Raw genomic sequence first — 26,940 nt, 5'->3', positions numbered from 1 at the left:
TACTTTTGGCTTCATATTAACTAATCAACCAAGATTTATGAAGCTCAAATTACTCACCATTGCACTTTTGGCAAGTGTATGCTTTTCCAATGCACAAGAGAAAAGCAATTTCTGGAAAACCTCGGCTTTAAAAAGTAATGCCACCCTTTTAGAAAGCAAGGCAGGAGTTCCACAAAACAATGTTTTTGAATTAGATGTGGAAGGTATCAAAACGTTTCTTTCCACAACTCCAAATCGATTTTCCCAAACTAAGAGCGGTAAAGTAATTTCTTTTCCCAATGCAGAGGGAACTATGGAACGATTCACGGTGTATGAAAACTCAATTTTAGCACCAGAATTGGCAGCTAATTATCCCGAAATTAAATCCTATATCGGTGTTGGGATTGACAATCCAACCTCAACGGTTTATTTTAGTATTTCTCCTTTAGGTTTTCAATCTATGCAGTTGAATTCAGGAAAAGCTGCGGTTTTTATTGAGCCTTTAACAGAGGATTTAACAACCTATTCCGTTTACAAAAAAGCGGATAAAGCAAAATACTTTTCGCCATTTGAATGTGGTGTAATCGATACGGTAGCAGATCAGATCGACCCTTCAACTTTACGCCCAAATGCAGATGACAGTACATTAAGAACATTCCGTTTAGCGGTATCTACAACTGGGGAATATACTGCTTATTTTGGAGGGACAAAAGCACAAGCTTTGGCTGCAATCAATGCAACAATGACCCGTGTAAACGGTGTTTTTGAAAAAGATTTTGCAGTGAGAATGGTTTTAATTGCTAATACAGATTTAGTAATTTATACCAACGCTTCAACTGACCCATATACTACAAGTTATAACAGTCAAGTTCAAAGCACATTAACATCAGTTATTGGTGAGGCCAATTATGATATAGGACATTTATTTGTGAGAGCTTCTAACAATGGAAATGCAGGTTGTATTGGTTGTGTATGTGTGAATGGTTCGAAAGGAAGTGCTTTTACAGCCGCAACAGTTCCAACCGGAGATTTATTTGATATTGATTATGTAGCTCACGAAATGGGTCATCAATTTGGGGCAAATCATACCTTTTCAATGAGTAATGAAGGAACTGGAGCTAACATGGAACCTGGTTCAGGGTCAACCATTATGGGTTATGCAGGTATTACCAACCAAGATGTTCAACCTAATTCAGACGTGTATTTTCATGCGTTTAGCATTCAACAAGTAACGAATAATGTTAAAAACAAAACCTGTCAAACCAATACAGCAACCGGAAACACAGTACCAACAGCCAATGCCGGTTTAGATTATACCATTCCAAGAAGCACTCCATTTATGTTAACCGGAATCGGAACAGATGCTAATGGTGATGTGTTAACATTTAACTGGGAACAATTTGATAATGCTGCTTCAACCGCAACCGGAGCAAGTTCAGCTGCAAGTGCAACAAGAACCACCGGACCTACTTTCAGATCTTATAATTCAAGCACTTCTCCTGTACGTTACTTCCCAAGAATGCAATCTGTTTTAGCGGGTGCAACGACAACAGCAGGTACAGAAATAACAGTAGAAGCACTTCCTTCTGTTGCCAGAACGATGAATTTCAGACTAACTGTTCGTGACAACAGAGCAGGTGGTTCTGCTAACAACAGTGACGATATGGTTGTGACTGTTAATGCAACAGCAGGACCATTTTCGGTAACTTCACCAAATACAGCCGTTTCATATGCAGGTGGAAGTTCACAAACTGTAACATGGAACGTGGCCGGAACAACAGCAAACAATGTAAATTGTGCCAATGTTGATATTTTAATTTCAACAGACGGTGGAAATACTTGGTCAAATTTGTTAACAGCCACTCCAAATGATGGTTCACAAGCAGTAACAATGCCAAACGTTAGTAGCTCAACTTGTCGTATCATGGTTAAAGGAAATAATCACATTTTCTTTGATGTTTCTAATGCTAATTTTACGTTGACAACAGCTGTAGCTGATACTACTGCTCCAACAGCACCAACCAATTTAACCGCTTCCGGAACAACTCAAACATCCACAAATTTATCATGGACAGCTTCAACTGACAATGTTGGCGTTACAGGATATGATGTGTATAGAGGTGGTTCATTAATTGCTTCTGTAACCGGAACAACTTATACTGCAACTGGTTTAACAGCATCTACGACTTATTCTTTCTTTGTTCGTGCAAAAGACGGAGCCGGTAATATCTCTGGCGACAGCAATACCGTTTCAGTAACCACTCCATCTGCTCCTGCTCCTGATACAACAGCTCCAACGGCTCCAACTTTATCTGCTTCTGGAACTACACAAACATCAACTAATTTATCATGGTCTGGTGCTACTGACAATGTAGGTGTAACAGGTTATGATGTGCTTAGAAATGGAATTTTAATCGGTTCTACTACAACTGCAACAACATTTGCTGTTACCGGTTTAACTGCTTCTACAGCCTATACTTTTAATGTTAGAGCAAAAGATGCTGCCGGAAATGTATCTGTAAACAGCAATACAGTAAATGTTACTACTCTAGCCAATACGATTACGTATTGTGCCTCAAGAGGGAATAGTACTGCTGATGAGTTCATCAATAGAGTTCAATTGGGTACAATAAACAACTTATCAGGAAACAATGGCGGATATGGCAACTTTACTAATTTATCTACTAATTTAGTGAGAGGAACGAGTAATGCAATTACAATTACACCGGGATGGACCGGAACTGTTTACAGCGAAGCTTATCGTGTTTGGATTGATTGGAATAGAGATGGTGATTTTGCCGATGCTGATGAACAAGTTTTCAACAGAAATCGCACAACTGCAACTCCAATTTCCGGTAGTTTTACGGTTCCAACAACTGCTCTTTTAGGTCAAACTAGAATGAGAGTATCAATGAAATATAATGCTTCTCCAACAGCTTGTGAAACCTTCTCTTTTGGAGAAGTGGAAGATTATACTGTAAATATTGTTTCAACTGGTAGAGAAGGTGAAGTTGAAATTGAACCAATAGCAAACAACGAAGTTAAACTATATCCAAATCCAGTGAAAGATGGAAACTTATTTATTTCATCAGAAACGGTTTATTCGCAATTTAGAATCATAAATGTAATGGGGCAAGTAGTTCAAACCGGAACTTTAACTGAAAATACAATCAACGTTTCTTCATTAACAACGGGAACTTATTTACTTGAATTAGTCAACGAAACGAGTTCAGAGACAAAACGTTTTATTAAACAATAAAAAAAACATCACTTTTTTAAAACCATCTCTTTTTCAGAGATGGTTTTTTTATGCAAAAAGCGTTACTTTTATACTTTTAATTTTTTTATGCGATGAAAAAAAGCATCATTATTTTCAGTTTATTTATGGGAATTCAAACACTAGCCGCCCAAGAAGTTTTAACACCTGAAACCCTCTGGAAATTAGGTCGAGTTTCGCCTTTAGGGATTTCAAAAGATGGAAAAAATATACTTTATAAAGTTTCTATTCCTTCCGTGGAAGAAAACAAGTCTAATTCAAAAACCTACAGCATTCCTGTTAACGGAGGAACAGCTACAGAAATTATCGATACAAAAGAACTATTAGTGGATAAAAATCTTTCGCCTGACGGAAAATATAAACTTTCACATAAAGAAGTTAAAGTTGAAAAAATCAATGGAAAAGATGTTCATCCTGATTTAAAAAAATCAGATGTTCAAATTTACAATGGTTTAAATTATCGCCATTGGGATACTTGGAACGAAGGAAGTTATAACCATGTTGGCTTTTCTGAAGCTGATAAAGAAAAATCATTTGTTGACATCATGAAAGATGAACCCTTCGATTCTCCTCAAAAACCATTTGGTGGCGATGAAGATTACATTTGGTCTAAAGAGGGGAAAAGTATTATTTATGTATGTAAAAAGAAATCCGGTACTGCGTATGCTATTTCCACCAACACCGATTTATACGAGTACCATTTAGAAACAAAAACCACTACCAATCTAACAGAAAGTAATTTGGGTTACGACACGCATCCCACCATTTCTCCTAATGGTGAATTATCGTGGTTACAAATGAAACGGGATGGTTATGAAGCAGATAAAAATGACATTATCGTTCGTTTTAAAGGAATAGACATGAACCTTACCGCGAATTGGGACGGAACCGTTGATAGTTTTACTTGGAGTGCCGATGGTAAAAAAATCTATTTCTTGGCTCCGATTGACGGCACCAAACAATTATTTGAAGTGAACTTTCCGGGCCTAACCCGAATAGCCATTACTGTTCGTCAAATCACTTCGGGTGATTTTGATGTGACCGATATTGTTGGATTTTCAGGAGATAAAATTATTGTTGGGAGAACTGACATGAATCATGCGAAAGAAATTTATTCCTACGATTTTAAGAAAAAAACATGGCTTCAATTGACTAAAGTGAATGATGAAACCTATAACAAATTAGCTTTACCAAAATTTGAAAAACGATATGTTTCCACCACAGACGGGAAAAAAATGTTGGTTTGGGTTATTCTTCCTCCCAATTTTGATGCAACTAAAAAATATCCGACTTTGTTATATTGTCAAGGTGGTCCTCAAAGTGCCTTGTCACAATCATATTCTTTTCGTTGGAATTTCAGTTTGATGGCTTCTCAAGGTTATATTGTAGTAGCTCCCAACCGTCGCGGAATGCCGGGCCATGGAGTAGCTTGGAACGAACAAATCAGTAAAGATTGGGGTGGACAAGTAATAGACGATTACCTTTCTGCCATTGATGATGTTGCCAAAGAAAGTTATGTAGACAATTCACGTTTGGGAGCAGTAGGTGCAAGTTATGGTGGTTATTCCGTTTTCTATTTAGCCGGAATTCACAACAAACGTTTTAAATCATTTATCTCTCATTGCGGTGTGTTCAATTTAGAAAGTATGTATGGAACCACAGAAGAAGTTTTCTTTACCGATTGGGATTTAGCCGGACCATATTGGGATAAAACCAATGCATTGGCACAAAAAACGTATAATCAGTTCAATCCAATTAAAAATGTAACCAAATGGGACACACCTATTTTAATTATCCAAGGAGGAAAAGATTACCGTGTACCAATTGGTCAAGGACAAGAAGCGTTTCAAGCGGCTCAATTGCAAGGTATCAAAAGTAGATTTGTTTATTTCCCTGAAGAAAACCATTGGGTACTCAAACCGCAAAATGCGATGGTTTGGCAACGCGAGTTTTTTGGATGGTTGAAAGAGACGTTGTAATATTTAATCTATGCGTAGGGCAGTTCTCTTTTTAGAATAGTTTATTCATTTTGGTTTTTACTTAAACTAATTCATTGTGTTTGACTTTTTAAATATTTTCATAAAATATAAATTCAAAACCATACCAAATATATTCACAAAAAAAATCTAAAAGAAAAACTTATTATAGAGAGTGTGGTACTTAGATAAAATTTATCAAAAAAAACCAATATTTTGTTTTTATTTTATTAATCATGTTCTGTTAATATTAAACTCAAAATATTAATTCCTATTTAATGCAAGATTCTTTATTTATCATATTTTTGTAAAAATAGAAACAATGTCAAATTCAATAATTAATCAATTAGATATCTTAAATTTTGCAGAAGATTGCAAGGCATTTGACATTAATGATTTGTTTGATAAAAAGAAACACGGTATTATTAACGTATATGGTAATGAAAATCAACCTGTTCTTTTTTTAAAAGAAGTAGATTCATTCGATTTTTATACTTTAAAACAAATTGCTGACATACAAAAAATTTGTTGGAATTTTCAAAAGGTTTTATTCTTGTATGTTTATACCAAAACAGAAATCAGGATTTACAATTGTTCTGAAAAACCTTTCAGCTATGATAATTCAACTATTAAAGAAAATGAATTTACATCGAAGTTAAAAGAATTAGAACTTTATTCTTGTAAAGAAACAGATACCCAAAAACTACAAAAACTAAATATTGTCTTTTCCAGAATTGCAATAGACACCGGATTTATCTGGTCATCAGATGAAGCAATAGAAATTAGAAAAAAGATAAATCTTCAAAAAAGAGTAGATAAATTTTTAATTCAAAGTCTTATCAATGTTGCTAATGCATTAGATAGAAAAGGACTTAAAAACAAATTTATTATTCATAAATTAATAATGCGTTCTTTGTTTTTGTTCTATTTAGAAGACAGAAAAGCAACATCTGTTGATTTATATAAATCATTTTTACCTGAAGCTACTTCTTTTTTTGATATTTTAGAGGATATTGAAGCAACCTATAATCTGTTCGAAAAACTATCAGATGACTTTAATGGAAGTTTATTTAATTTTGAACAAAACGAAAAAGATTTTATTACAAAGGAACATTTATCATTAATAGGAAAGTGTTTTTTTGATGGTAATATTGATGAATATCAACCCAAACTATTTAATTGGAAATTATTTGATTTTAGTATAATCAGAATTGAATTATTAAGTGAAATCTACGAAAATTTTCTATCTGAATTAGATAAGAAAGAGAAAAAAAATACAGGAACTTTTTATACACCACCTTCATTGGTTGAGTTAATTCTTAATGAAAAGTTACCAGTCAGAAATAGCGAATCAAATTATAATGTAAAAACATTAGATCCTAGTTGTGGTTCTGGAATTTTCTTGGTTCAAAGCTTTAAAAGATTGGTAAAGCGTTATGAAAATAAGCACACATCAACGCTTAATAATTTTAATATTTTAGTAGATATTCTTAAGTCTAATATTTTTGGAATTGAGTTGGATGGGAAGTCTATAAAAGTTGCTGCGTTCAGTTTGTATTTAGCTTTGTTAGATAATTTAGATCCAAAAACAGGTTGGTGGAATGGCTCGATAAAGTTTCCATATTTAATTAACGACCCAGAAGACGAAAGTTTAAAAGAACAAGGTAGTAATCTTTTTAAGAGAGATACTATTTCTGATTTATCTGAAATAAAAGAATTACAATATTTTGATTTGATTGTAGGAAATCCGCCTTTTGGCACAAAAAATTTACTACCGTCAATATCTACTTATTGTAAAAAGGAAAATTTTGCTCAGGAAATGGTTTTGCCATTTTTACATAAAGCAACTTTTTTAGCACCAAAAGGTCAAATAGCTTTAATTTTCAATACAAAAGTTTTAACCAATACAGGAGGAACATATCAAAATTTCAGAAAATGGTTGTTTAACGATAATCATGTTGAGAAAATATATAATTTTTCAATTTTAAGAAAGGCTCCAAAATTTTCTGGTGGACAATTATTTGGTTCAGCAGTTGGACCAATTAGTATTGTTTTTTATCAAAATGAAATCCCTAAAAAACAGAAAGACACAATTACCTATTACGCACCTAAAACGTATATCAAAAATGATATTTTAGAGGGAATTGTTATTGATTCATCTGATGAAAAGCATTTACCAAGAACTGAATGCCAAAAGCCAGATACAAAAATCTGGAAAATTGCTATGTGGGGAAGCTATTTTGATTTTGAGTTGATTGAAAAACTTTTTAAAAATAAATCTCTAAAAAGCGATTTGAGAAAGAACAATATCAAAAATGGTGTTGGATTTCAATTATTAACAAACAAAAAAGACAAAAATTTAAAAAACCAATTTATATCTGATAATAAGTACTTAGATGCAGATTATATTGAAAGATTTACATCTAATTCTTCAAATTTAAAAGGAATTAATACTTCAATAAAAACAAAAAAAGCTAAACTATTTTATGGTATTGATGATGCTTTATTAAATCACAATCAATTTCAAAATATATCTTTTTTTAGAAGATTAGGTGATTTAGAAGCATATTTTGCACCACATGTACTACTTAAAAAGGGATTAATTGACAATCAAATTTGTGCATCATATTTAGATGAAATATGCACATTTAGAGATGGCGTTTATGGCTTTTATTCTTTGGATAAAAATGAAAATTATTTAAAGGCATTAACAACATTGTTAAATTCAAAAATTAGTTCTTACTTGCTTTTTTTAACAATATCATCATATGGAATAGAAAGGGAACAAATTATGAAAAATGAGTTTCTTACCATACCTTATACAATAACTGATGAAGTTAAATTTGGTTTAGTAGAATTATTTAATCAAATTTTTCAAGCAAAAAAAATTGACTATGAAAATGGTTTAATAACTAACATAATTCATTTAGAAAAGCAAATTGACCAAATCATTTATAATGATATATTAGAGTTAACAGAAGATGAGCAAATTATCATTCAAGACACTTTAGACTATAGTTTAGATTTATTTGAAAAACAAGAAAATTCAATAGCCGTTTTACCTATCAAAAAAATTGATGTTTATTCTAAAAGAGTAACTCAAGAACTTAATGACTGGCTTGACGATGTTGATTTAAAAGTATCGGCAACACATTATACTATTAATAGTGATTGTCCTTTGTATATGATAAAATTGTCTTTTGGAAGTGAGCAAAAAAAAGTGAATATCTCTAAAGAAGATATTTATAGGGAACTCAAATCATTAGATGAAAAACTTTGGAATGAAAAATCTCAAAATCTTTATTTTAGAAAAAAACTTAATTATTTTGATGGTAATGATATCTATATCATAAAACCTAATCAAAGAAGATTTTGGAGTGAGACAGCTGCAATGGAAGATAGTAAGGCTTTGTTAGTTGAAATTCTTAACATGAAAGAATAATGGCAGGAACTTTAGCTACTTCTATATTTCTAAAATTTCAAAAAAAGTTCAAAGTAAGATGTACAACTTTGATTATTGAGGCTTATTATACTTCGAAATCAAGTAATACTATTTCTTTAGATATGGAGGAAAATGATATTACAGCAATACTTCATATGTACCTTGATGAAAACCCAAAAAGAAAAAATTGGAAAATTTTCACAAACCGAGAAGATCATCAATTTAATAAAACTGCTATCCCTGTTAAAGGGTTTGCCGCAAAATTCTCTAGAATAGATTTGAGATTTTCTAAATTTTGGAACGATAATGAAGAATATAAATATTTTGTCGAAGCAAAAAACCTAAAAGAAAATGATTCAGATTTGAAAAGAAGATATATTACAACCGGTATTGATAATTTTTTACTTGGAGGTAAATATTGTGATTGTGAAGGATTTCTAGTCGGATACATCCTCGAAGGAAGTGTTGACAAATGTGTAGATGGAATTAATAAATTACTTATGAAAGATGGTCGAAAAAATGAATTAATAGAAAAATTACAGCCTTTTTTATCAATTGATAGTCATTTATCTAAACATCAAAAAAAAGAAATTGATCATTTATTTTTAAACTACGTAAATTAACAACATGAATAACATCCAAACCAAAATCCTAAACGCCCTAAACACTAACAAACTCAACTTAACCAAATTAGGAGCGAGAAAGTGGTATAATTATTTTATAATTACCGAGGAACTCGTATGGTCTAGAAATTTATGGGAGGGTTACAAAATTCATGTTTACGTAAACGAAAGTAAATCTCATCATTTAGCATCCTATTGGATAGGCTATGATTCAAACTATAACCCATTTCTTAAGATTATTCTATAAAAAAATCCCAAGCTCAACACTTGGGATTTTCTATTTATTCCGGATCGTTCATTTTAAAACTCTCCATAAATTTTGTAGTATAATTTCCTGCCACATAATCCGGTTCATCCATTAATTGACGGTGGAATGGAATCGTAGTTTTGATGCCTTCGATATAAAACTCATCCAACGCACGTTTCATTTTGTTGATAGCTTCTTCACGGGTTTGAGCCGTAGTAATTAACTTGGCTATCATCGAATCATAATTTGGCGGAATGGTATAACCGGCATAAACATGGGTGTCTAAACGTACGCCATGTCCGCCAGGAGAATGAAGAACCGTAATTTTTCCCGGTGAAGGTCTAAAATCATTGTAAGGATCTTCTGCATTGATACGACATTCAATTGAGTGCAATTGTGGTAGATAATTTTTACCGGAAATTGGCACACCTGCTGCCACTAAAATTTGCTCACGAATTAAATCGTAATCAATAACTTGTTCCGTAATAGGATGTTCGACTTGAATCCGGGTATTCATTTCCATAAAGTAGAAATTTCTGTGTTTGTCAACCAAAAATTCAACTGTTCCGGCTCCTTCATACTTAATAAATTCAGCAGCTTTAACCGCAGCTTCACCCATTTTTTCACGCAATTCATCGGTCATAAATGGTGAAGGTGTTTCTTCGGTTAGTTTTTGGTGACGACGCTGAACTGAACAATCTCTTTCCGATAAGTGACATGCTTTTCCATATGCATCTCCTACAACTTGTATTTCAATATGGCGAGGTTCTTCAATCAACTTCTCCATATACATCCCGTCATTTCCAAATGCTGCTGCTGATTCTTGACGAGCACTTTCCCAAGCTTTAAGCAATTCTTCTTTTTTCCAAACTGCACGCATTCCTTTTCCACCACCACCTGCAGTCGCTTTCAACATCACAGGATAACCCATTTCTTTTGCGATTTTTTCGGCTTGTTCGTAACTTTCTAATAAACCTTCTGAACCCGGAACGCATGGAACACCGGCTGCTTTCATGGTTGCTTTAGCCGTAGCTTTGTCCCCCATTTTATCAATCATTTCAGGCGAAGCACCAATAAATTTGATGCCATGTTCCTGACATATTTTAGAAAATTTAGCATTCTCAGACAAAAATCCGTAACCCGGATGAATGGCATCAGCATTTGTAATTTCAGCTGCCGCAATAATATTTGACATTTTTAAATACGACAAATTACTGGGTGGCGGACCAATACAAACCGCTTCATCGGCAAATTTTACGTGAAGACTTTCAGCATCTGCGGTAGAATATACCGCTACTGTTTTAATGCCCATTTCTTTACAGGTTCTAATCACACGAAGTGCAATTTCTCCTCGGTTGGCAATTAATATTTTTTTAAACATATTTTTTAAATTAGATAATTAGACAAGGTGTCAATTAGACAATTAAGAAGAAAGAAAAACTTCTAACTCCCAACTTCTAACTTCTAACTTTTTAAGATGGATCTACTAAGAATAAAGGTTGATCAAATTCTACAGGTGACATATCATCAACAAGAATTTTCACGATTTTTCCTGAAATTTCCGCCTCAATTTCGTTGAATAACTTCATTGCCTCAATCACACAAACGGGATCACCTTTTGAAATTGTAGCTCCAACTTCTACAAAAGGAGCTTTGTCCGGAGCCGGTTTTCTGTATAATGTTCCAATCATTGGTGATTTTATCGTGATGTATTTTGAATTATCTTCTGCCGGTGCTGCTACAGGAGTACTTGGTGTGGCTGGTGCCGGAGTACTTGGTGCGGCTACGGGTTGCATCATTGGTTGCATGGGTTGAGCTGCCGGATAATGTTGAAAATAGGAGGCTTCTGCTGCTCCGGCTTCTGTAGTTTTAATGGTGATTTTAAAATCATCCATTTCTAATTTTACTTCTGTAGCACCAGATTTTGCTACAAATTTAATTAGGTTTTGAATTTCTCTAATGTCCATGATAGTTTAGTTTAGTTTTTTATTTTTTGTCGTAAGCCCATTTTAAATAGATAGATCCCCATGTAAATCCGCCGCCAAATGCAGCAAAAATAAGGTTGTCTCCTTTTTTAAATTTTTGCTCAAAGTCACTTAATAGCAAAGGTAATGTAGCCGAAGTTGTATTTCCATATTTTTCAATGTTTACCAACACTTTGCTCTCGTCAACGCCCATTCGACTGGAAGTAGCGTCAATAATTCGCTTGTTGGCTTGGTGAGCAACTAACCAATCAACATCATCGTGTGAAAGATTATTTCGTTGCATGATTTTTTCACTCACATCGGCCATTCCAGAAACGGCATATTTAAACACGGTTTTACCGTCTTGAAAAACAAAATGTTGTCTATTTTTAACCGTTTCTTCCGAAGGAGGAAGAATTGATCCGCCGGCATCAATTTTTAGGTATTCACGACCAATACCATCACTTCTTAAGAATTCATCTTGAAGTCCGAGGCCTTCGTGGTTTGGCTCAAAAAGAACAGCACCTGCACCATCTCCAAAGATAATACAGGTGGCTCGGTCAGTATAATCAATAATGGAGGACATTTTATCCGCTCCGATCAAAAGTACTTTTTTATACCTTCCGGATTCAATATAAGCCGCGGCAGTAGACATTCCATAAAGGAAACTTGAACAGGCCGCTTGTAAGTCATAAGCAAATGCGTTTACAGCACCAATTTGAGAGGCTACATAAACTGCGGTTGCTGCTACCGGCATATCCGGTGTTGCCGTGGCAACAATGACTACATCAATTTCTTCCGGATTGATATTGCTTTTTTCTATTAAATTTTGAGCAGCTTGTATAGCTAAAAAAGAAGTTCCTTTTCCTTCTTCTTTTAATAATCTTCTTTCTTTAATTCCCGTTCGGGTCGTAATCCACTCGTCGTTGGTGTCAACTAATGTTTCAAGTACTTGGTTTGACAACACAAAATCAGGAACATAAGCACCCACTGCGGTTATGGCGGCTGTTGTTTTACTCATAGGGTTTGATTGTTTTTCTTTTCCCGTAACGGTTAAAAGAGGTGGAAATTACAAAAAAAAATCTAAACTTGATTATTTTCGAAAGGCTAATTTTATTAAAATATAGGTATAACAAAAAAACTCCCACATGGTGAGAGTTTATCTATATACGATAAGAAAATACTAAGCAACAGCTTCAGTTTTGTCGATTACTACTTGTCCACGGTAGTACATTTTACCTTCATGCCAATATGCTCTGTGGTATAAATGTGCTTCACCTGTTATTGGGCAAGTTGCAATTTGAGCTGCAGTTGCTTTATAATGAGTTCTTCTTTTGTCTCTTCTGGTTTTCGAGGTCTTTCTCTTTGGATGTGCCATTTTACTATATTATTTATCCGTTAATAGTTTTTTTAATTGATCCCATCTAGGGTCTGTTTCTTCACTTTTCGATTCTTCTTTTTTCGCCTTGACTTTCAGTTGTTCTAATTTTTCGATTGCTTCCGACTTCAATGTTCCGTCTTTTACACCGGGATGAATTCTTTTTAATGGAATTGAAAGCACAATCATTTCATAAATATATTGAGATACATCCACTTGATGTTCACCATGAGGCAATATGAGTAATTCTTCATTCTCATCATTAAAAGCATCTCCAAACTGAACAACCACATCAATTTTTCCTTTGATGGTTAAATCAAATGGTTCTCCCGTTAAATCACAAGGCACATGAACTGTTCCTTTGTGTTTGAAATGTAGTTCAAGCATTGTTGATTTCTTATCTAAAACAACATCTACTTTAACATTACAACTTTCAAATTCATCGTATTCGAAGCGATCAAAGAACGTTTTATCTATTTGATAGTCAAATTGATGTTTTCCTAGCTTTAATCCGATAAACGGGATTAAATATTCATTAGATACTTTCATCTCAACAGCAATTTGTCCCAAAAATTTGGTTTGCAAAGATATAAAATAATCGCAAATCCAAGACAGTTATAAACATTTTTTTGTTTAAAACTGTTTTTCCTTAGTTTTTAGGGGTTTTTCAGTAATTTGGTCATATTCAATTCTGGCTTTATAAATGTCGATAGCTAAATATACGGCCTCCTTGAATGAATTAAAATCGGCTTTGTTTTTTCCGGCTATCTCAAAGGCGGTGCCGTGATCGGGTGATGTTCTGATCTTGTTTAAGCCAGCAGTATAGTTCACACCACTTCCAAAAGAAAGTGTTTTAAAAGGAATCAAACCTTGGTCGTGATAACACGCGATAACAGCATCAAATTTCTCATGCATGTTGTTTCCAAAAAAACTATCGGCAGCATAGGGTCCAAAAACAAATGTTCCTGTATCAAATAATTTTTTGATAGTAGGGCGGATGATTTCATCATCTTCTTTCCCAATTACACCATTATCACCACAATGCGGATTCAATCCCAAAACAGCAATTTTAGGTTTTCCTATTTTAAAATCTTGAACAAGTGATTTTTTGACGGTTGAGATTTTTTGAACAATCAATTTTTCGGTTAAATGTTTCGCTACTTCATTTACCGGAATATGATCAGTAAGTAAACCTACTCTTAATGAATCGTTGACCATTAACATCAACGCATCGCCGTCAAGTTCTTGATTTAAATAATCGGTATGTCCGGGAAATTTGAAATCTTCCGATTGAATGTTGTATTTATTAATAGGAGCTGTAACCAAAACGTCTACAATTCCTTCCTTTAAAGCTTTTGTGGCTGCTATAAATGATTTAATGGCATAAGAACCTACAATGTCGTTGGCCACACCATATTCCAAATTAAAACTATCTTTCCATAAATTAAAGACATTGATTTTTCCGGGAATAATTTGATCCAACTTGTCTATTCCGTGAAGTGTTGCGGTTGACTCAAACCCTTTTCGGAGATAGGACAGCATTTTTACATTGGCAAAAATCACAGGTGTACATAATTCTAACATTCTTGAATCTTCGAATGTTTTAAGAACGACCTCGCTTCCAATTCCGTTTAAATCTCCAATTGAAATTCCTACGAGAATATTTTCTGCTTTTTTTACCATGACAAGACGTAATTTATTGCTATTTTTGAAGTGCAAATTTACAAAAATAAAACCACAAATGTTTACCGGTATCATAGAAACTCTCGGAAGAATAAAATCGATTGAAAAAGAGCGGGATAATGTTCACTTCACAATCACTTCCGGCATTACATCGGAATTAAAAATAGATCAAAGTGTTGCTCATAATGGCGTTTGTTTAACTGTTGTGTCAATTGACAATACTGATTACACTGTAACGGCTATCAAAGAAACTATTGAAAAGACTAATTTGAGTTCTTGGAAGACTGGTGATGTAGTGAATTTAGAAAGAGCTATGAGATTGGGTGACCGCCTTGATGGTCATATAGTGCAAGGTCATGTGGATCAAATAGGGCAATGTGTTGCTGTTAATGAATCCAATGGGAGTTGGTATTTTACTTTCAGGTACGATGCCACGTTGAATAATGTTACCATAGAAAAAGGTTCTATAACCGTAAATGGCGTAAGTCTTACCGTAGTAAATTCAAAATTAAATGAGTTTAGTGTTGCCATTATTCCCTACACATATGAACACACAAACTTTCACACTATAAAAGAAGGCACAATTATAAACTTAGAATTTGACGTAATTGGGAAATATATTTCACGACTTAACGAACTGAGAAAGTAAACTAGACAAAAAACGCTGAATTATTTCAGCGTTTTTTTTATGTTTTGGTTGAAGTTGTATTTATAAAAAGCAAATAGTAATCCTATTATTATTAAAAGGGCAACCCCTCCATCAATCGGTAATCCCGGTGGTGGCGGTGTAGGTGGCGGAGGGTTTGGGTTAGCTACTGATGTTGAAGCATGAGCAGTTAACGAAACCATTCCTATAAAGCATCCTATTAATGCGTTTAAAAACTTATTTGGAACAATTGTCATAGGGTGTAAATGTAAATAAATTTTTTCTTTAACAAAATATTTTGACAAATAAAGTAAAAATCTCTATAAAACAAAAGCTATGTTACTTTTTTTTGACTCAAGTCTATGAAATTCTAAAATCATCGGCAAAAATACATTTTTTTTGTTAACTTCTTTGATTTCAAAATTATATTAACGTAAAATGTTTGGTTTTGGTTTGTGAGATTTGAAAAAAATATTTTTAATTACAAAGAAAAAAAGAAAAAACCTCCCGTTTGGGAGGTTTTGTGGTCCCACTTGGGCTCGAACCAAGGACCACCTGATTATGAGTCAGGTGCTCTAACCAACTGAGCTATAGGACCGGTTTAGAGAGTGCAATATTACTACTATTTTTGTTTTACTCAAAATATAAATCAATTTTATTGTTGTCATACCTTTTTATAAAACAGGAAGAACATCTCAATTTGTTGATTTAGAATTAGTCAAAAAGTAATTACTTTTGTAAAAAAATGTTAGATGCGTAAAATTTTCTACCTCAAAACGTGTGATACGTGCAAAAAAATCATCAAATCACTACCCAACACAAACAACTTTATTTTCCAAGATATTAAAGAAGAACCCATAACTGTCAAGCAATTAGAAGAAATTCAACAATTGACAGGTAATTATGAAGTGCTTTTTAGCAAAAGAGCCAAATTGTACAAAGAAATGGGCTTAAAAGATGAAAAACTCACTGAATCCGACTATAAAAGATATATTTTAGAACATTACACTTTCCTAAACCGTCCGGTGATTCTGATTGACAAATCTATTTTTGTTGGAAATAGCCCCAAAATCGTTCAAGCAGCCATTGATATTTTAGCAAATGAGTAAAAGACATTGGGCGTTAATGGCGGCCACCTTGGTTTCCATTATTTATGGGGTTACTTTTACCATTGCCAAAGATGTAATGCCTGAGTTTATAGAACCTTTTGGTTTCATTGTTCTACGTGTTGGAGGTTCAGTTTTATTATTTTGGATGATTTCCTTTTTTGGTCCGAAAGAAAAAATTGCAAAATCTGATTTTCCAAGAATCATTGCTGCAGCTTTTTTTGGTGTTGCTTTAAACATGCTAACATTTTTTAAAGGTTTAAGCTATACTTCGCCCATCATGGGAGCGGTTTTGATGGTTACCACCCCAATGATTGTGCTTATCCTTTCTGCCATTATTATGAAAGAACGGATGTTAAAAAGAAAAGTATTCGGTATCTTTTTGGGCTTAGCCGGGACCATTTCTCTTATTCTTTACGGAAAATCGATGATAAATGCTCCAAACGAAATGTTAGGGAATTTGTTGGTGTTTATCAATGCCGTTTCTTATGGTTTTTATCTTATCATTGTCAAAAAACTAATGGATAAATATAATGCCTTTACATTCGTAAAATGGATATATACATTTGGTTTTTTGATGGTTTTACCTTTTGGGTGGAGCGAATTTGATGCCGTGAATTGGTCATTAGTTCCGATTGATATATATTGGAAAATAGGTTTTGTAGTCATTTTTTCAACCTTCTTAACGTATTTATTAAACTTAGTTTCCATGCGGGAATTAAAACCTACTACTGTGGCGGTTTTTATCTATCTTCAACCTTTATTTGCCACTGTTTTTGCCATCAGTTTAGGAAAAGACGAATTGAGTTGGGTGAAAATTGGTTCGGCTATTTTGATATTCACGGGAGTTTATTTGGTAACGCAAAAAAAAAAGTAGTTTACAGTCGCACTTTACAGTCGCAGTAAATCTGAAAACTGAGACTGAGACTGTAAACTTTTAATTATCTTTGAAAACATTTTTATACAAGCATGATACAATCAATGACCGGTTTTGGAAAAGCCTCTTTGCAACTTCCAACCAAAAAAATAACCGTAGAAGTTAAATCGTTAAACAGTAAAGGATTGGATTTGAATGTAAGAATGCCATCTGTTTATCGTGAAATGGAATTGGGATTACGCAACATCATTTCACAAAAATTAGAGCGAGGCAAAGTTGATTTTTCCATTTATATAGAAATTACCGGTGAGGAAACTTCCTCCAAAATCAATGTTCCGATTGTGAAAGGCTATATCAATCAAATGAAAGCGGTGATTCCAAATGCAGATGAAACCGAATTGATGAAAATGGCCGTTCGGATGCCGGATGCTTTAAAAACCGAACGTGATGAAATTGATGAAAATGAATGGAATGAAATCTTAAAGGTAGTGGATGATGCCATGAAAAATATTGCTTCTTTCCGTGTCGATGAAGGAAAATCATTGGAAAGCGAATTCATTATGCGAATTGAAAATATTCGAAATTTCATGAATCAAGCGGTGAGTATGGATACTGAACGAATTGAAACAGTAAAAAATCGACTTCGAACCGCTTTAGCAGAATTAGAAGCCAATGTGGACGAAAACCGATTTGAACAAGAGTTGATTTTTTATCTTGAAAAATATGACATTACCGAAGAGAGAGTTCGATTAGAAAATCACCTTAATTATTTCATCGAAACTATTGCAGGAACGGAAGCGAATGGAAGAAAATTAGGTTTTATTACCCAAGAAATCGGTCGTGAAATTAATACGATGGGCTCCAAATCGAATCATTCTGAAATGCAAAAATTGGTAGTGATGATGAAAGATGAATTGGAGAAAATTAAGGAACAAGTTTTGAATGTATTATAGAGTAATTAGTGATTAGTGAATAGTAATTAGCCGATACTTACTATTCACTAATTACTATTCACTAATCACTTAAAAAAAATATGACTAAAGGAAAACTACTTGTCTTCTCTGCACCATCCGGATCGGGAAAAACCACCATTGTTCGACATTTGTTGGCTCAATCCGACTTGAATTTGGAATTTTCGGTTTCTTGTACCACTCGAGAGCCACGAGGTGAAGAAGTGCACGGAAAAGATTATTATTTTATATCGCTCAAAGAATTTAAAAACCATATCAAAGCAGAAGAATTTGTTGAATGGGAAGAGGTTTATCGCGATAATTTTTACGGCACCTTAAAAAGTGAAGTCGAACGCATTTGGGCCAAAGGAAAAAATGTCATTTTCGACATTGATGTAGCGGGTGGCTTGCGAATAAAATCGAAATTTAAAACCGAGACATTAGCCGTTTTTGTGAAACCGCCGAGTATTGATGAATTAAAAATTCGTTTGAAAAAGCGTTCTACAGAATCGGATGATAAAATCAACATGCGAATTGCAAAAGCATCGGTTGAATTAGCTACCGCACCGCAATTTGATAAAGTGATTAAAAATTATGATTTGGATGTGGCGAAAGCAGAGGCGTATGAATTGGTTAAGAAGTTTGTTAGTTGATAGTCCTTAGTGAATAGTCCTTAGTCCTTAGTTTGTTGTACTTAATAAAAAAAATATTTATGGCAGCTGTAAATTCATATAAAGATTTACTTATTTGGCAAAAAGGTATAAAAATTGTCATTTTAGTTTATAAATTGGTTAAAACATTCCCTGAAGATGAACGTTTTGCTTTAACAAGCCAATTAAAAAGAGCGTCAGTTTCAATTCCATCTAACATATCCGAAGGTTTTGGAAGAAATACGGATAAATCATTCAGTTATTTTCTTGATATTGCTAAAGGATCATTAAACGAAATTGAAACGCAACTCATTATTTCCAAAGAATTAGATTTTATTAAAGATGAATCTTTATATGATGAGCTAATGCTAATGATTCAGGAAGAGTCAAAAATGATTTATTCCTTTTCAAAAACTCTCAAAAACTAAGGACTAAGGACTATTCACTAAGGACTAATCTATGAAAATCGGTCTCTATTTCGGCACCTTCAATCCAATTCACGTGGGGCATTTAATCATTGCCAATCACATGGCGGAGTATTCTGATTTGGATCAGATTTGGATGGTGGTTACGCCGCACAATCCGCATAAACAAAAAAGCACATTATTGGATGATTATCATCGACTAGAAATGGTGCATTTAGCGACCAAAGATTATCCGAAAATAAAACCTTCTGATATCGAATTCAAACTACCTCAACCGAATTATACCATCAATACGTTAGCTCATCTTCAGGAAAAATATCCTAACTATGCATTTGCTTTGATTATGGGCGAAGACAATCTGAATTCACTACATAAATGGAAAAACTACGAAATAATTCTGCAAAACCATGACATTTTTCTGTATCCAAGATTAAATTCCGGAGTCATTGACGAACAATTTATCAATCATCCAAAAATTCATCGTGTAGGAGCTCCGGTGATTGAATTATCTTCTACTTTCATTCGCGAAAGCATCAAACACGGTAAAAATGTGAGAGCCGTTTTACCGGAAAATGTGTGGGCTTTTTTAGATCATAATTTGTTTTATAGGAAATAATTCGTTCTCTTAACACTCCTTTACCACTTGTTCCTTCAATCGTTTTGTAACTTTGTATGCGTTTAAGCTTTAAACCTTTTAAACTCTTAAACCTTTAACCTCTTAAACAATCTTACAATGACAAACTTCGAATTATACAACCCAACCAATTATATTTTTGGAAAAGGTCAAATAGCCAAATTATCCGAATTAATTCCTGCCAACAGTAAAATTTTATTGGCTTACGGTGGGGGAAGCATCTTTAAAAACGGAATCTACGACCAAGTAAAAGCCGCACTTTCATCAGTAGAAATGGTAGAGTTTGGAGGAATCGAACCCAATCCTCGTTATGAAACGTTGATGAAAGCGGTAGAAATCATTCGCAACGAAAAAATCACTTTCATTTTAGCCGTTGGTGGCGGAAGTGTGATTGATGGCGTGAAATTCATCTCAGGAGCTGTGAATTTTGAAGGTGATGCCGTTGAAATTTTAAAGAAAAGAATTTTATTTAAAGATATTTCCAAAGTCATTCCGTTTGGAACGGTTTTAACCTTACCGGCAACCGGAAGCGAAATGAACTCGGGTGCGGTAGTTACCATCGAAGCTACGAAAGAAAAATTAACTTTAGGCGGAAGTGCGTTATTCCCAAAATTCTCGATTTGTGACCCATCTGTGGTGGCTTCTTTACCAAAAAGACAATTGGAAAACGGCGTGGTTGATGCTTTCACACACGTAATGGAGCAATACTTAACCTATCCACACGATGCTCTTTTACAAGACCGATTTGCCGAAAGTATTTTACAAACGTTAATTGAAATTGGACCGGATGTGGTTCAAAACCCATCAGATTATAAATTGGCTTCCAATTTTATGTGGTGTGCGACGATGGCACTAAACGGATTGATTCAAAAAGGTGTTCCAAGTGATTGGGCAACACACATGATTGGACACGAACTAACCGCTTTATATGAAATTGATCACGCCCGAACATTAGCTATCATAGGTCCAAATTTATACCGAACCATGTTTGAAACCAAAAAAGAAAAATTAGCTCAATACGGTGAACGCGTTTGGAATGTAGAAGGAAATTCTATTGAAGAAAAAGCAACACAAGCCATTGAAAAAACGGTTGAATTTTTACATAAAATGGGAATGGAAACTAAACTTTCCAATTACACCACTGATTATGAAAAAACAGCTGATTTTATTGTAGATCGTTTTGAAGAAAGAGGCTGGAAAGCGATGGGCGAAAAACAAAATATCACGTTAGAAAAAGTGAGACAGACTGTGGAGATGAGTTATTAAAAAGAGATACTGAGTAGCTGAGTAGCTGAGAAAAAAATGTGAAACTTAAAATATTAGAAACTCAGTTTCTCAGAGTCTCAGTAACTCAGCCACTCAGAAAAAAAAATTCAAAAGGCGTTCCAGAAGTAATTTCCGGAACGCCTTTTTCAAAACACCAAAACAAAATTTAACTAACTCTAACTTGCTTGAAGCAAATGATTGTTGAATTACAACGTTGGATTTTGAATATTATTGCATTGATTATTAATATTTTAACTTCACTACCAAATTCGTACTCGTTTGTCTTCTGCAATGTACATTCCATCGCCGGGTTTAATGTTGAATGCTTCATAAAAAGCATCTACATTTTGAAGGGGAACATACGCCCGGTATTGACCTGGAGAATGTGTATCGGTTTTGACTAAATTTTTAATTGCTTCGTCTCTGGCTTTACTTCTCCAAATGGTGGCCCACGAAATAAAGAAACGTTGTTCAGGAGTAAACCCATCGATTAAACCAGGATTTCCGGTTTCTTTTAAGTGAATTTTCAATCCGTCTAATGCGGCACTTACTCCACCTAAATCGCCAATATTTTCCCCTAACGTAAATTTCCCATCTACAAAAATTCCCGGTAACGGTTCCAATTGCGAATATTGATCTGCTAAAGCTCCGCCTAATTCTGTAAATTGTTTTAGATCTTCGTCACTCCACCAGTTGACTAAATTTCCATCGGCGTTGTAACGCGAACCGCTATCATCAAAACCATGTGAAATTTCATGACCAATTACGGCTCCAATTCCACCATAATTTACAGCTTCGTCTGCTCTGTAATCATAAAACGGTGGTTGAAGAATTGCAGCAGGAAATACGATTTCATTAAACGACGGACTATAATAAGCGTTTACGGTTTGAGGAGACATTCCCCATTCAGTTTTATCAACCGGTTTACCTAATTTGGCAAAATTTTCATTGTTACGCCATTTCGTAATTCGCTTCGAATTTTCAAAATAAGTTCCGCCATCTTTTGGACTGATTATGGTTATTTTAGAATAATCTTTCCATTTATCGGGATAACCGATTTTTACATTAAATTTTCTCAGTTTTGCTTTTGCATTTTCTTTGGTAGATTTTGCCATCCAAGGTAAATTATTGATTCTGTTTTCAAAGGCTAGAAACACATTATCAATCATTTTTCTTGCTTTTTCTTTGGCTTCAGGTGGGAATTTTTTTTCAACATAAATTTTCCCTAATGCTTCACCAAAGGAACCGTTTACGGTTTGTAAAGCTCTTTCATCCAACGGTCTTTGTTTTACTGCACCAGTAAGCGTTCTTCCGAAAAACTCCCAGTTGGCATTTCCGATTTCAGTAGAAAGTGCTCCGGCTGAACGGTTTAACAAGGTCCAACGCATGTAAGCTTTCCAATCTTCCACTTTATTTTCTTTGAAAATAGTTTCTAATGCGGTCATGTATTTGGGTTGCGATACGATTAAAGTATCAACAATAGGCAAACCAACTCCTTTTAAATATTCTGTCCAATTAATCGTAGGTGTTAATTTTTGAAGTTCAGCCACTGTCATCGGATTGTATGTTTTTCTTCGGTCTCTTCTTTCCACTCGATCTAAACGAGGTGCTGCCATCGCAATTTCCAGAGCTAAAATTTTATCGGCACTGGCTTTTGCTTGTGCAGGTTTTTCTCCCAAATAACTCATCATTTTAATGATATGAGCATGGTATTTTTCTCTTTTTTCTTTGCTGTCTTTTTCATCGGAAACATAATAATCTCGATCGGGCAGACCAAGACTTCCCAACCCAACATTCACAACGTTTCGGTTACTGTTTTTCGCATCCGTGCCCACACCAACACCAAAAAATCCGATTCCACCTTCGGTTTCCATTTCGATTAAAAGTTTCTTTAAATCGGAAACATTTTTAACGGCATTTATTTTTTTTAAATAAGGTTCTAACGGTTTGATGCCGAGTTTATTTCGAGAAACCGTATCCATAATTGAGCGGTAAAGATTCAATGCTTTTTCTTGATCAGTTTCATTTGTATAAGCCGGATTTTGCAATGCTTCATTGAGAATAACTTTCATGTCATCGTCCGTCTTTTTACGAAGTTCATCAAAGCTTCCCCAACGGGTTCTGTCAGCAGGAATTTCATTTTTATCTAACCAATTTCCGTTTACAAATCGGAAAAAATCATCACTTGGTTTTACGGATTTATCCATGTATTCCATGTTAATTCCGATGGTTTCTTTACTTTTTTCTTGAGCAAATCCGACTGTTAGGGAAGACAATGTCAACACACAGATTAGATTTCTTTTAATTGTATTCATTTCTTAATTTTTAATTATTCGTTTCACGGTTTGCCCGTTTTCATTTGAAATTTTGATAAAATAAACTCCGTTTGAAACGTTAGACAAATTCAATTCAGTTTGATTATCGGTTAAATCCGCATTCCCAACAGATAAAATATTTTTACCGGTAACATCATATATATCAATTTGTTGCGGATTAAAATTCCCGTACGATAAAGTGAAAACACCTTTTGTCGGATTAGGATAAACCGCTATAGAATTGTTTTCAAAAGCTTGTGTTGATAATGTTCCGTCAATAACAAAATCATCGATAACAGCTCCTTCTTTTGTAACTGTATAATCAGAGTGAAAGACAAAACGGAAGATAATGTTACTTTCATTTGTAAAGGCATTTAACGGATAACTGTATTCTAGTAGGTTAGTATTTGTTCCTGTCCATTGTGCACCCGGACAAATTTCGCAATCTCCACCACTTTGCGGATTTCTGTCGCTGTTATACCAGTTCGGATCATCTGCGGTTCCTAAAACAACCCAATTTTCACCAAAATTAGTTGAATATTCTGCGTAAAGCACATCCCAATTTTCTTCGATATCAAACGCTAATTTAAAACGCATAATCGGGTTTGTAATTTGTGTGAGGTCATAACATTGTGAATACAAATAGGCTTTAGTTAAATCGAGGTAATCCCCATCTAAATTCGTTGCATATACATTTGCTCCCGAAGCTGCTTGGTTTAATAATGTTCCGGTTGGTATTCCTCGTTGCCAGCTATTTTCGGATCCTTCATGATTGGATAATAGTGATGATTCCTCTGTTTCAAAAGTATTTACTTCTCCAACTTGACCACCATCATTGTTCAATACTTCTATATTTAGGGCGTTATTGTTTGAAAAAGTATCATTTTCCATTACAATATTTGCTTGAATAATAGAATTTCCTCTGATTAATGTGATGTTCGGAATTTCTACCGTAGTTGTAGCTAATGAAGCTAAAGATCCATTCCAATCATAACTAGCATCCATTCCATTTATCGAATAATTTAATATGAAATCAGTGATTGTGGTTGAACCCGTATTTTTTACTAAAAATGACAAACTATTCGTGCTACAGTTAATGACTGATGCCGCTGGATTTTCTATGCTCAACAGAGCAATTTCATTTTCGGCTATTTGGGATGGGATTGGTGATTGCCAAACACCTCTTCCGTAAGTTGATGCAATAATTTTTCCGTCCAAAACGTTGATTTCTAGATCAGTCACTGTAACATTTGGTAAATTAGTATCATAGGGAATCCACGAATTCATGGAATCGTCACGATAATAGACGCCCAAACTTGTTCCTAAATAAACGGGATTTAAAGGATGATTGGCTTGGTGTTTGATGACATTTCGACCAATCGAAGGCAACCCTTGTGCAAAATTGGCAAACGATAAACCACCATTGGTAGATTTGGAAACCACTCCATTAAGACCAGAGGCGGTGATGTAAATTATGTTATTATTATGAACGTTTACTTCAATTGAGGTAATGTCCGAAGAAAATGAAAAAAGATAATCAAATGTTACTCCTCTGTTTGAACTTTTATACAAATCTTGGCCATCACCAATATACATGATATCATCATTGGAAGGGTCAACTACAATTAATTCGATATTTCCATTGAAGAAAGAATTAATCGAAATATTTTGCCATGAACCATTGACCAATTTGTATAAATTAGAGTACCCAGCAAACAATTCTCCGGCTGAATTAAAAACCAACGGAGTAATCCAATTACCCCCTTCACCTTCCGGGGCACCTATACTTCCTGAGAGTGATGCTCCAGCATTATTGGTAAAATACAAACCTCCACCGTTTTGAATAAAGCCATAGTATTTGTTGCTGTTGTTTGGATCAATAGCAGTCTCCATACCATCCGCTCCGTAAAAATTTTTCCATTGATTATTACTTAAAGCATAACCACCATTGTCTTGCAGTCCTCCGGCTATTTTTGAGCTCGATTGTTTCGATACGGAAATTCTGTAAAATTGACCTATTTGAGCCGTTGCTGTTAGATCAGTAAACGAAGCTGCATTATTTGTAGAAACATACACCCCTCCATCACTACCGCAATACAGCACACCATCATAAAAACGTAAAAAGTGAATATCTGCGTGCGTATAAGTAGCTTGAAAAGGGTTTGACCAGCTGTTTATTTTAGTAAAATTATTACCTCCATCAGACGATTTCCAAACATTTAAAACACCGGTGTAAACTTCTTCCGGATTGGTATCCGAAACCGCTAAGGCTAAATCGAACCAGGCTTGATCAGCTTCAAAAATATCAACAGTGTTTTGAGTTATTGAAAAATTCACACCGGAATTAGTTGATTTATATAATCCTTGATGGCTCCAATTTGTTCTTGCACTCAAAACATATACATATTCAGGATTTGCAGGAGTAACATCAATTATTAACCGCCCCGAATTGGCAGGCATACCGGATGTAATCATTGTAAAACTATTTCCGCCATTGGTTGAGCGGTAAAAACGATTATTCGTTACGGCATACACAATGTTTGGATTGCCCGGTTTCAATTTCAAATCTTTTACATTTCCGCTTAGATTATTTGTCCAAGTTGTTCCGCCATTTGAGGTTTTAAAAAGCCCTGCACTAGTTGCAACCCATAACGTTAAAGGATCGTTTGGATGCATAAAAATATCTGCCGCTACTGTTGAAGTGTTATTAAATGTCAATCCGGTTGTATTCCAAGTTAATCCACCATCAGTTGATTTTAAAACGCCGATTGAATAGGTATCACCGGCATCTTTATCACCGGTGGCAATGTAAATTATATCTGAATTAGTATGGTCAATGGCAATTCCCGACACACCAATCTGCGGCAAATAATCCGATAACGGAGTCCAGTTTTGTCCTGCATCTGTTGATTTCCAGATTCCACCTGCCGGTGCACCAATGTAGATTGTGTTGGCATTATTTGGGTCAACTACGACTACATTTACACGTCCTTGTCCGGATGACCAAGAACCGGTATTGATGTGATTAAAAGGGCCAAGCGGTTCCCAATTGCTGATGTCGTTCAGTGTTTCATTGCGACTCAGTATTCTTGCTTGTTTTTGATTCCAAGCTTCCCACATTTGGGTAGGTGTCATTAGATATCCGTTTTCATCTACTTTATTTCGCCAATGGGTTTCCCATCTCATAAAAGGTTTGTATCCACTACCTTTTACCTTGTTATTTTTGTCTTGCCAATAAGTATCAAAAGCTGTTTTGATTTCATCAATTGTAGCATCCTTGTTATCTCTTTTCTGAACATTATCCATCCATGGAGCGGTTGGATTAAATTGAGCAAAGACAAATGAAGATTGAATTATTAATAATAAAAGTAGATTTCTTTTCATTTAGGTTGAATTTTTTATTCAAAAATAGAAAAACGTTTTCAATTGATAACTATTAATTAACAGTTGTATAAGCAGAAGTTTTGAGGATAACTTTTCTACCTTTGTAAAAATAATTGTT

At 34.5% G+C, this 26,940-nt stretch carries 22 protein-coding genes and 1 tRNA gene; 13 read left to right on the top strand and 10 right to left on the bottom strand.

Annotated features, from left to right (window positions below):
• Positions 1-37 precede the first annotated feature (37 nt).
• From ACIQ0M_RS08835 to ACIQ0M_RS08815, 5 genes are all read left to right on the top strand, one after another.
• The gene (locus tag ACIQ0M_RS08835; protein ID WP_396151484.1) at positions 38-3,238 is read left to right on the top strand and encodes a reprolysin-like metallopeptidase; all 3,201 of its coding nucleotides are present in this window, start codon (positions 38-40) and stop codon (positions 3,236-3,238) included.
• 125 nt (positions 3,239-3,363) lie between these two features.
• Positions 3,364-5,235 (top strand): S9 family peptidase, encoded by a 1,872-nt coding sequence (locus ACIQ0M_RS08830; RefSeq protein ID WP_396151491.1) that lies wholly within the window; start codon positions 3,364-3,366, stop codon positions 5,233-5,235.
• A 319-nt stretch (positions 5,236-5,554) separates the two neighbouring features.
• Complete coding sequence (locus ACIQ0M_RS08825) at positions 5,555-8,674, top strand: class I SAM-dependent DNA methyltransferase (protein WP_396151483.1); 3,120 nt, start codon at positions 5,555-5,557, stop codon at positions 8,672-8,674.
• Positions 8,674-9,297 (top strand): hypothetical protein, encoded by a 624-nt coding sequence (locus ACIQ0M_RS08820; protein ID WP_396151482.1) that lies wholly within the window; start codon positions 8,674-8,676, stop codon positions 9,295-9,297. Before ACIQ0M_RS08825 ends, ACIQ0M_RS08820 begins: the two co-directional genes overlap by 1 nt.
• A 4-nt stretch (positions 9,298-9,301) precedes the next feature.
• Positions 9,302-9,544: a hypothetical protein gene (locus ACIQ0M_RS08815; RefSeq protein WP_396151481.1), complete on the top strand. Its 243-nt coding sequence runs from the start codon at positions 9,302-9,304 to the stop codon at positions 9,542-9,544.
• A gap of 34 nt (positions 9,545-9,578) precedes the next feature.
• Here the strand turns inward: ACIQ0M_RS08815 and accC are convergent, their stop codons facing one another.
• The 6 genes from accC to pdxA form a co-directional block, all read right to left on the bottom strand.
• Positions 9,579-10,925: an acetyl-CoA carboxylase biotin carboxylase subunit gene (gene accC / locus ACIQ0M_RS08810; protein ID WP_396151480.1), complete on the bottom strand. Its 1,347-nt coding sequence runs from the start codon at positions 10,923-10,925 to the stop codon at positions 9,579-9,581.
• 91 nt (positions 10,926-11,016) lie between these two features.
• Positions 11,017-11,511: an acetyl-CoA carboxylase biotin carboxyl carrier protein gene (gene accB / locus ACIQ0M_RS08805; protein WP_396151479.1), complete on the bottom strand. Its 495-nt coding sequence runs from the start codon at positions 11,509-11,511 to the stop codon at positions 11,017-11,019.
• Positions 11,512-11,530: 19 nt separating this feature from the next.
• Positions 11,531-12,529 carry a beta-ketoacyl-ACP synthase III gene (locus tag ACIQ0M_RS08800; protein ID WP_396151478.1) on the bottom strand — a complete coding sequence of 333 codons (999 nt, stop codon included), beginning with the start codon at positions 12,527-12,529 and terminating at the stop codon, positions 11,531-11,533.
• 162 nt (positions 12,530-12,691) lie between these two features.
• Complete coding sequence (gene rpmF, locus ACIQ0M_RS08795) at positions 12,692-12,886, bottom strand: 50S ribosomal protein L32 (protein ID WP_026709628.1); 195 nt, start codon at positions 12,884-12,886, stop codon at positions 12,692-12,694.
• Between the two features lie 9 nt (positions 12,887-12,895).
• Entirely contained in the window at positions 12,896-13,435 is a 540-nt protein-coding gene (locus ACIQ0M_RS08790; protein ID WP_396151477.1) for a YceD family protein, read from the bottom strand.
• 84 nt (positions 13,436-13,519) lie between these two features.
• Positions 13,520-14,569 (bottom strand): 4-hydroxythreonine-4-phosphate dehydrogenase PdxA, encoded by a 1,050-nt coding sequence (gene pdxA / locus ACIQ0M_RS08785; RefSeq protein WP_396151476.1) that lies wholly within the window; start codon positions 14,567-14,569, stop codon positions 13,520-13,522.
• Positions 14,570-14,627: 58 nt separating this feature from the next.
• On the opposite strand from pdxA, the gene ACIQ0M_RS08780 reads away from it, so the two are divergent.
• Complete coding sequence (locus ACIQ0M_RS08780; RefSeq protein WP_396151475.1) at positions 14,628-15,218, top strand: riboflavin synthase; 591 nt, start codon at positions 14,628-14,630, stop codon at positions 15,216-15,218.
• Positions 15,219-15,238: 20 nt separating this feature from the next.
• On the opposite strand, the gene ACIQ0M_RS08775 is transcribed toward ACIQ0M_RS08780, so the two are convergent.
• Together ACIQ0M_RS08775 and ACIQ0M_RS08770 are read right to left on the bottom strand one after the other, a co-directional pair.
• The gene (locus tag ACIQ0M_RS08775; RefSeq protein ID WP_396151474.1) at positions 15,239-15,472 is read right to left on the bottom strand and encodes a hypothetical protein; all 234 of its coding nucleotides are present in this window, start codon (positions 15,470-15,472) and stop codon (positions 15,239-15,241) included.
• Between the two features lie 267 nt (positions 15,473-15,739).
• Positions 15,740-15,813 (bottom strand) — tRNA-Ile (locus tag ACIQ0M_RS08770).
• A gap of 154 nt (positions 15,814-15,967) precedes the next feature.
• Between ACIQ0M_RS08770 and ACIQ0M_RS08765 the strand changes: the two genes are divergently transcribed.
• The 7 genes from ACIQ0M_RS08765 (at position 15,968) to ACIQ0M_RS08735 (ending at position 21,123) form a co-directional block, all read left to right on the top strand.
• Positions 15,968-16,324, top strand: a complete 357-nt coding sequence (locus ACIQ0M_RS08765; RefSeq protein WP_396151473.1) for an arsenate reductase family protein — start codon at positions 15,968-15,970, stop codon at positions 16,322-16,324.
• A complete protein-coding gene (locus ACIQ0M_RS08760) occupies positions 16,317-17,198 on the top strand; it encodes a DMT family transporter (protein ID WP_396151472.1) in 882 nt (293 codons plus the stop codon). The genes ACIQ0M_RS08765 and ACIQ0M_RS08760 overlap by 8 nt, the downstream gene beginning before the upstream one ends.
• 92 nt (positions 17,199-17,290) lie before the next feature.
• A complete protein-coding gene (locus tag ACIQ0M_RS08755) occupies positions 17,291-18,151 on the top strand; it encodes a YicC/YloC family endoribonuclease (protein WP_396151471.1) in 861 nt (286 codons plus the stop codon).
• Positions 18,152-18,231: 80 nt separating this feature from the next.
• On the top strand, positions 18,232-18,801 hold the full coding sequence (gene gmk / locus ACIQ0M_RS08750; protein WP_396151470.1) for a guanylate kinase: 570 nt from the start codon (positions 18,232-18,234) through the stop codon (positions 18,799-18,801).
• Between the two features lie 59 nt (positions 18,802-18,860).
• On the top strand, positions 18,861-19,226 hold the full coding sequence (locus tag ACIQ0M_RS08745; RefSeq protein ID WP_396151469.1) for a four helix bundle protein: 366 nt from the start codon (positions 18,861-18,863) through the stop codon (positions 19,224-19,226).
• A gap of 31 nt (positions 19,227-19,257) precedes the next feature.
• Positions 19,258-19,839, top strand: a complete 582-nt coding sequence (gene nadD, locus ACIQ0M_RS08740; protein ID WP_396151468.1) for a nicotinate (nicotinamide) nucleotide adenylyltransferase — start codon at positions 19,258-19,260, stop codon at positions 19,837-19,839.
• 117 nt (positions 19,840-19,956) lie between these two features.
• The gene (locus ACIQ0M_RS08735; RefSeq protein ID WP_396151467.1) at positions 19,957-21,123 is read left to right on the top strand and encodes an iron-containing alcohol dehydrogenase; all 1,167 of its coding nucleotides are present in this window, start codon (positions 19,957-19,959) and stop codon (positions 21,121-21,123) included.
• Positions 21,124-21,383: 260 nt separating this feature from the next.
• Here the strand turns inward: ACIQ0M_RS08735 and ACIQ0M_RS08730 are convergent, their stop codons facing one another.
• Together ACIQ0M_RS08730 and ACIQ0M_RS08725 are read right to left on the bottom strand one after the other, a co-directional pair.
• Entirely contained in the window at positions 21,384-23,438 is a 2,055-nt protein-coding gene (locus ACIQ0M_RS08730; protein WP_396151466.1) for a M13 family metallopeptidase, read from the bottom strand.
• A gap of 3 nt (positions 23,439-23,441) precedes the next feature.
• Positions 23,442-26,822 carry a T9SS type A sorting domain-containing protein gene (locus ACIQ0M_RS08725; protein ID WP_396151465.1) on the bottom strand — a complete coding sequence of 1,127 codons (3,381 nt, stop codon included), beginning with the start codon at positions 26,820-26,822 and terminating at the stop codon, positions 23,442-23,444.
• Positions 26,823-26,940 lie beyond the last annotated feature (118 nt).

It is taken from the genome of Flavobacterium sp., from assembly GCF_044339515.1.
Taxonomy (GTDB): Bacteria; Bacteroidota; Bacteroidia; order Flavobacteriales; family Flavobacteriaceae; genus Flavobacterium.
This window is presented reverse-complemented; position numbering and strand designations above follow the sequence as displayed.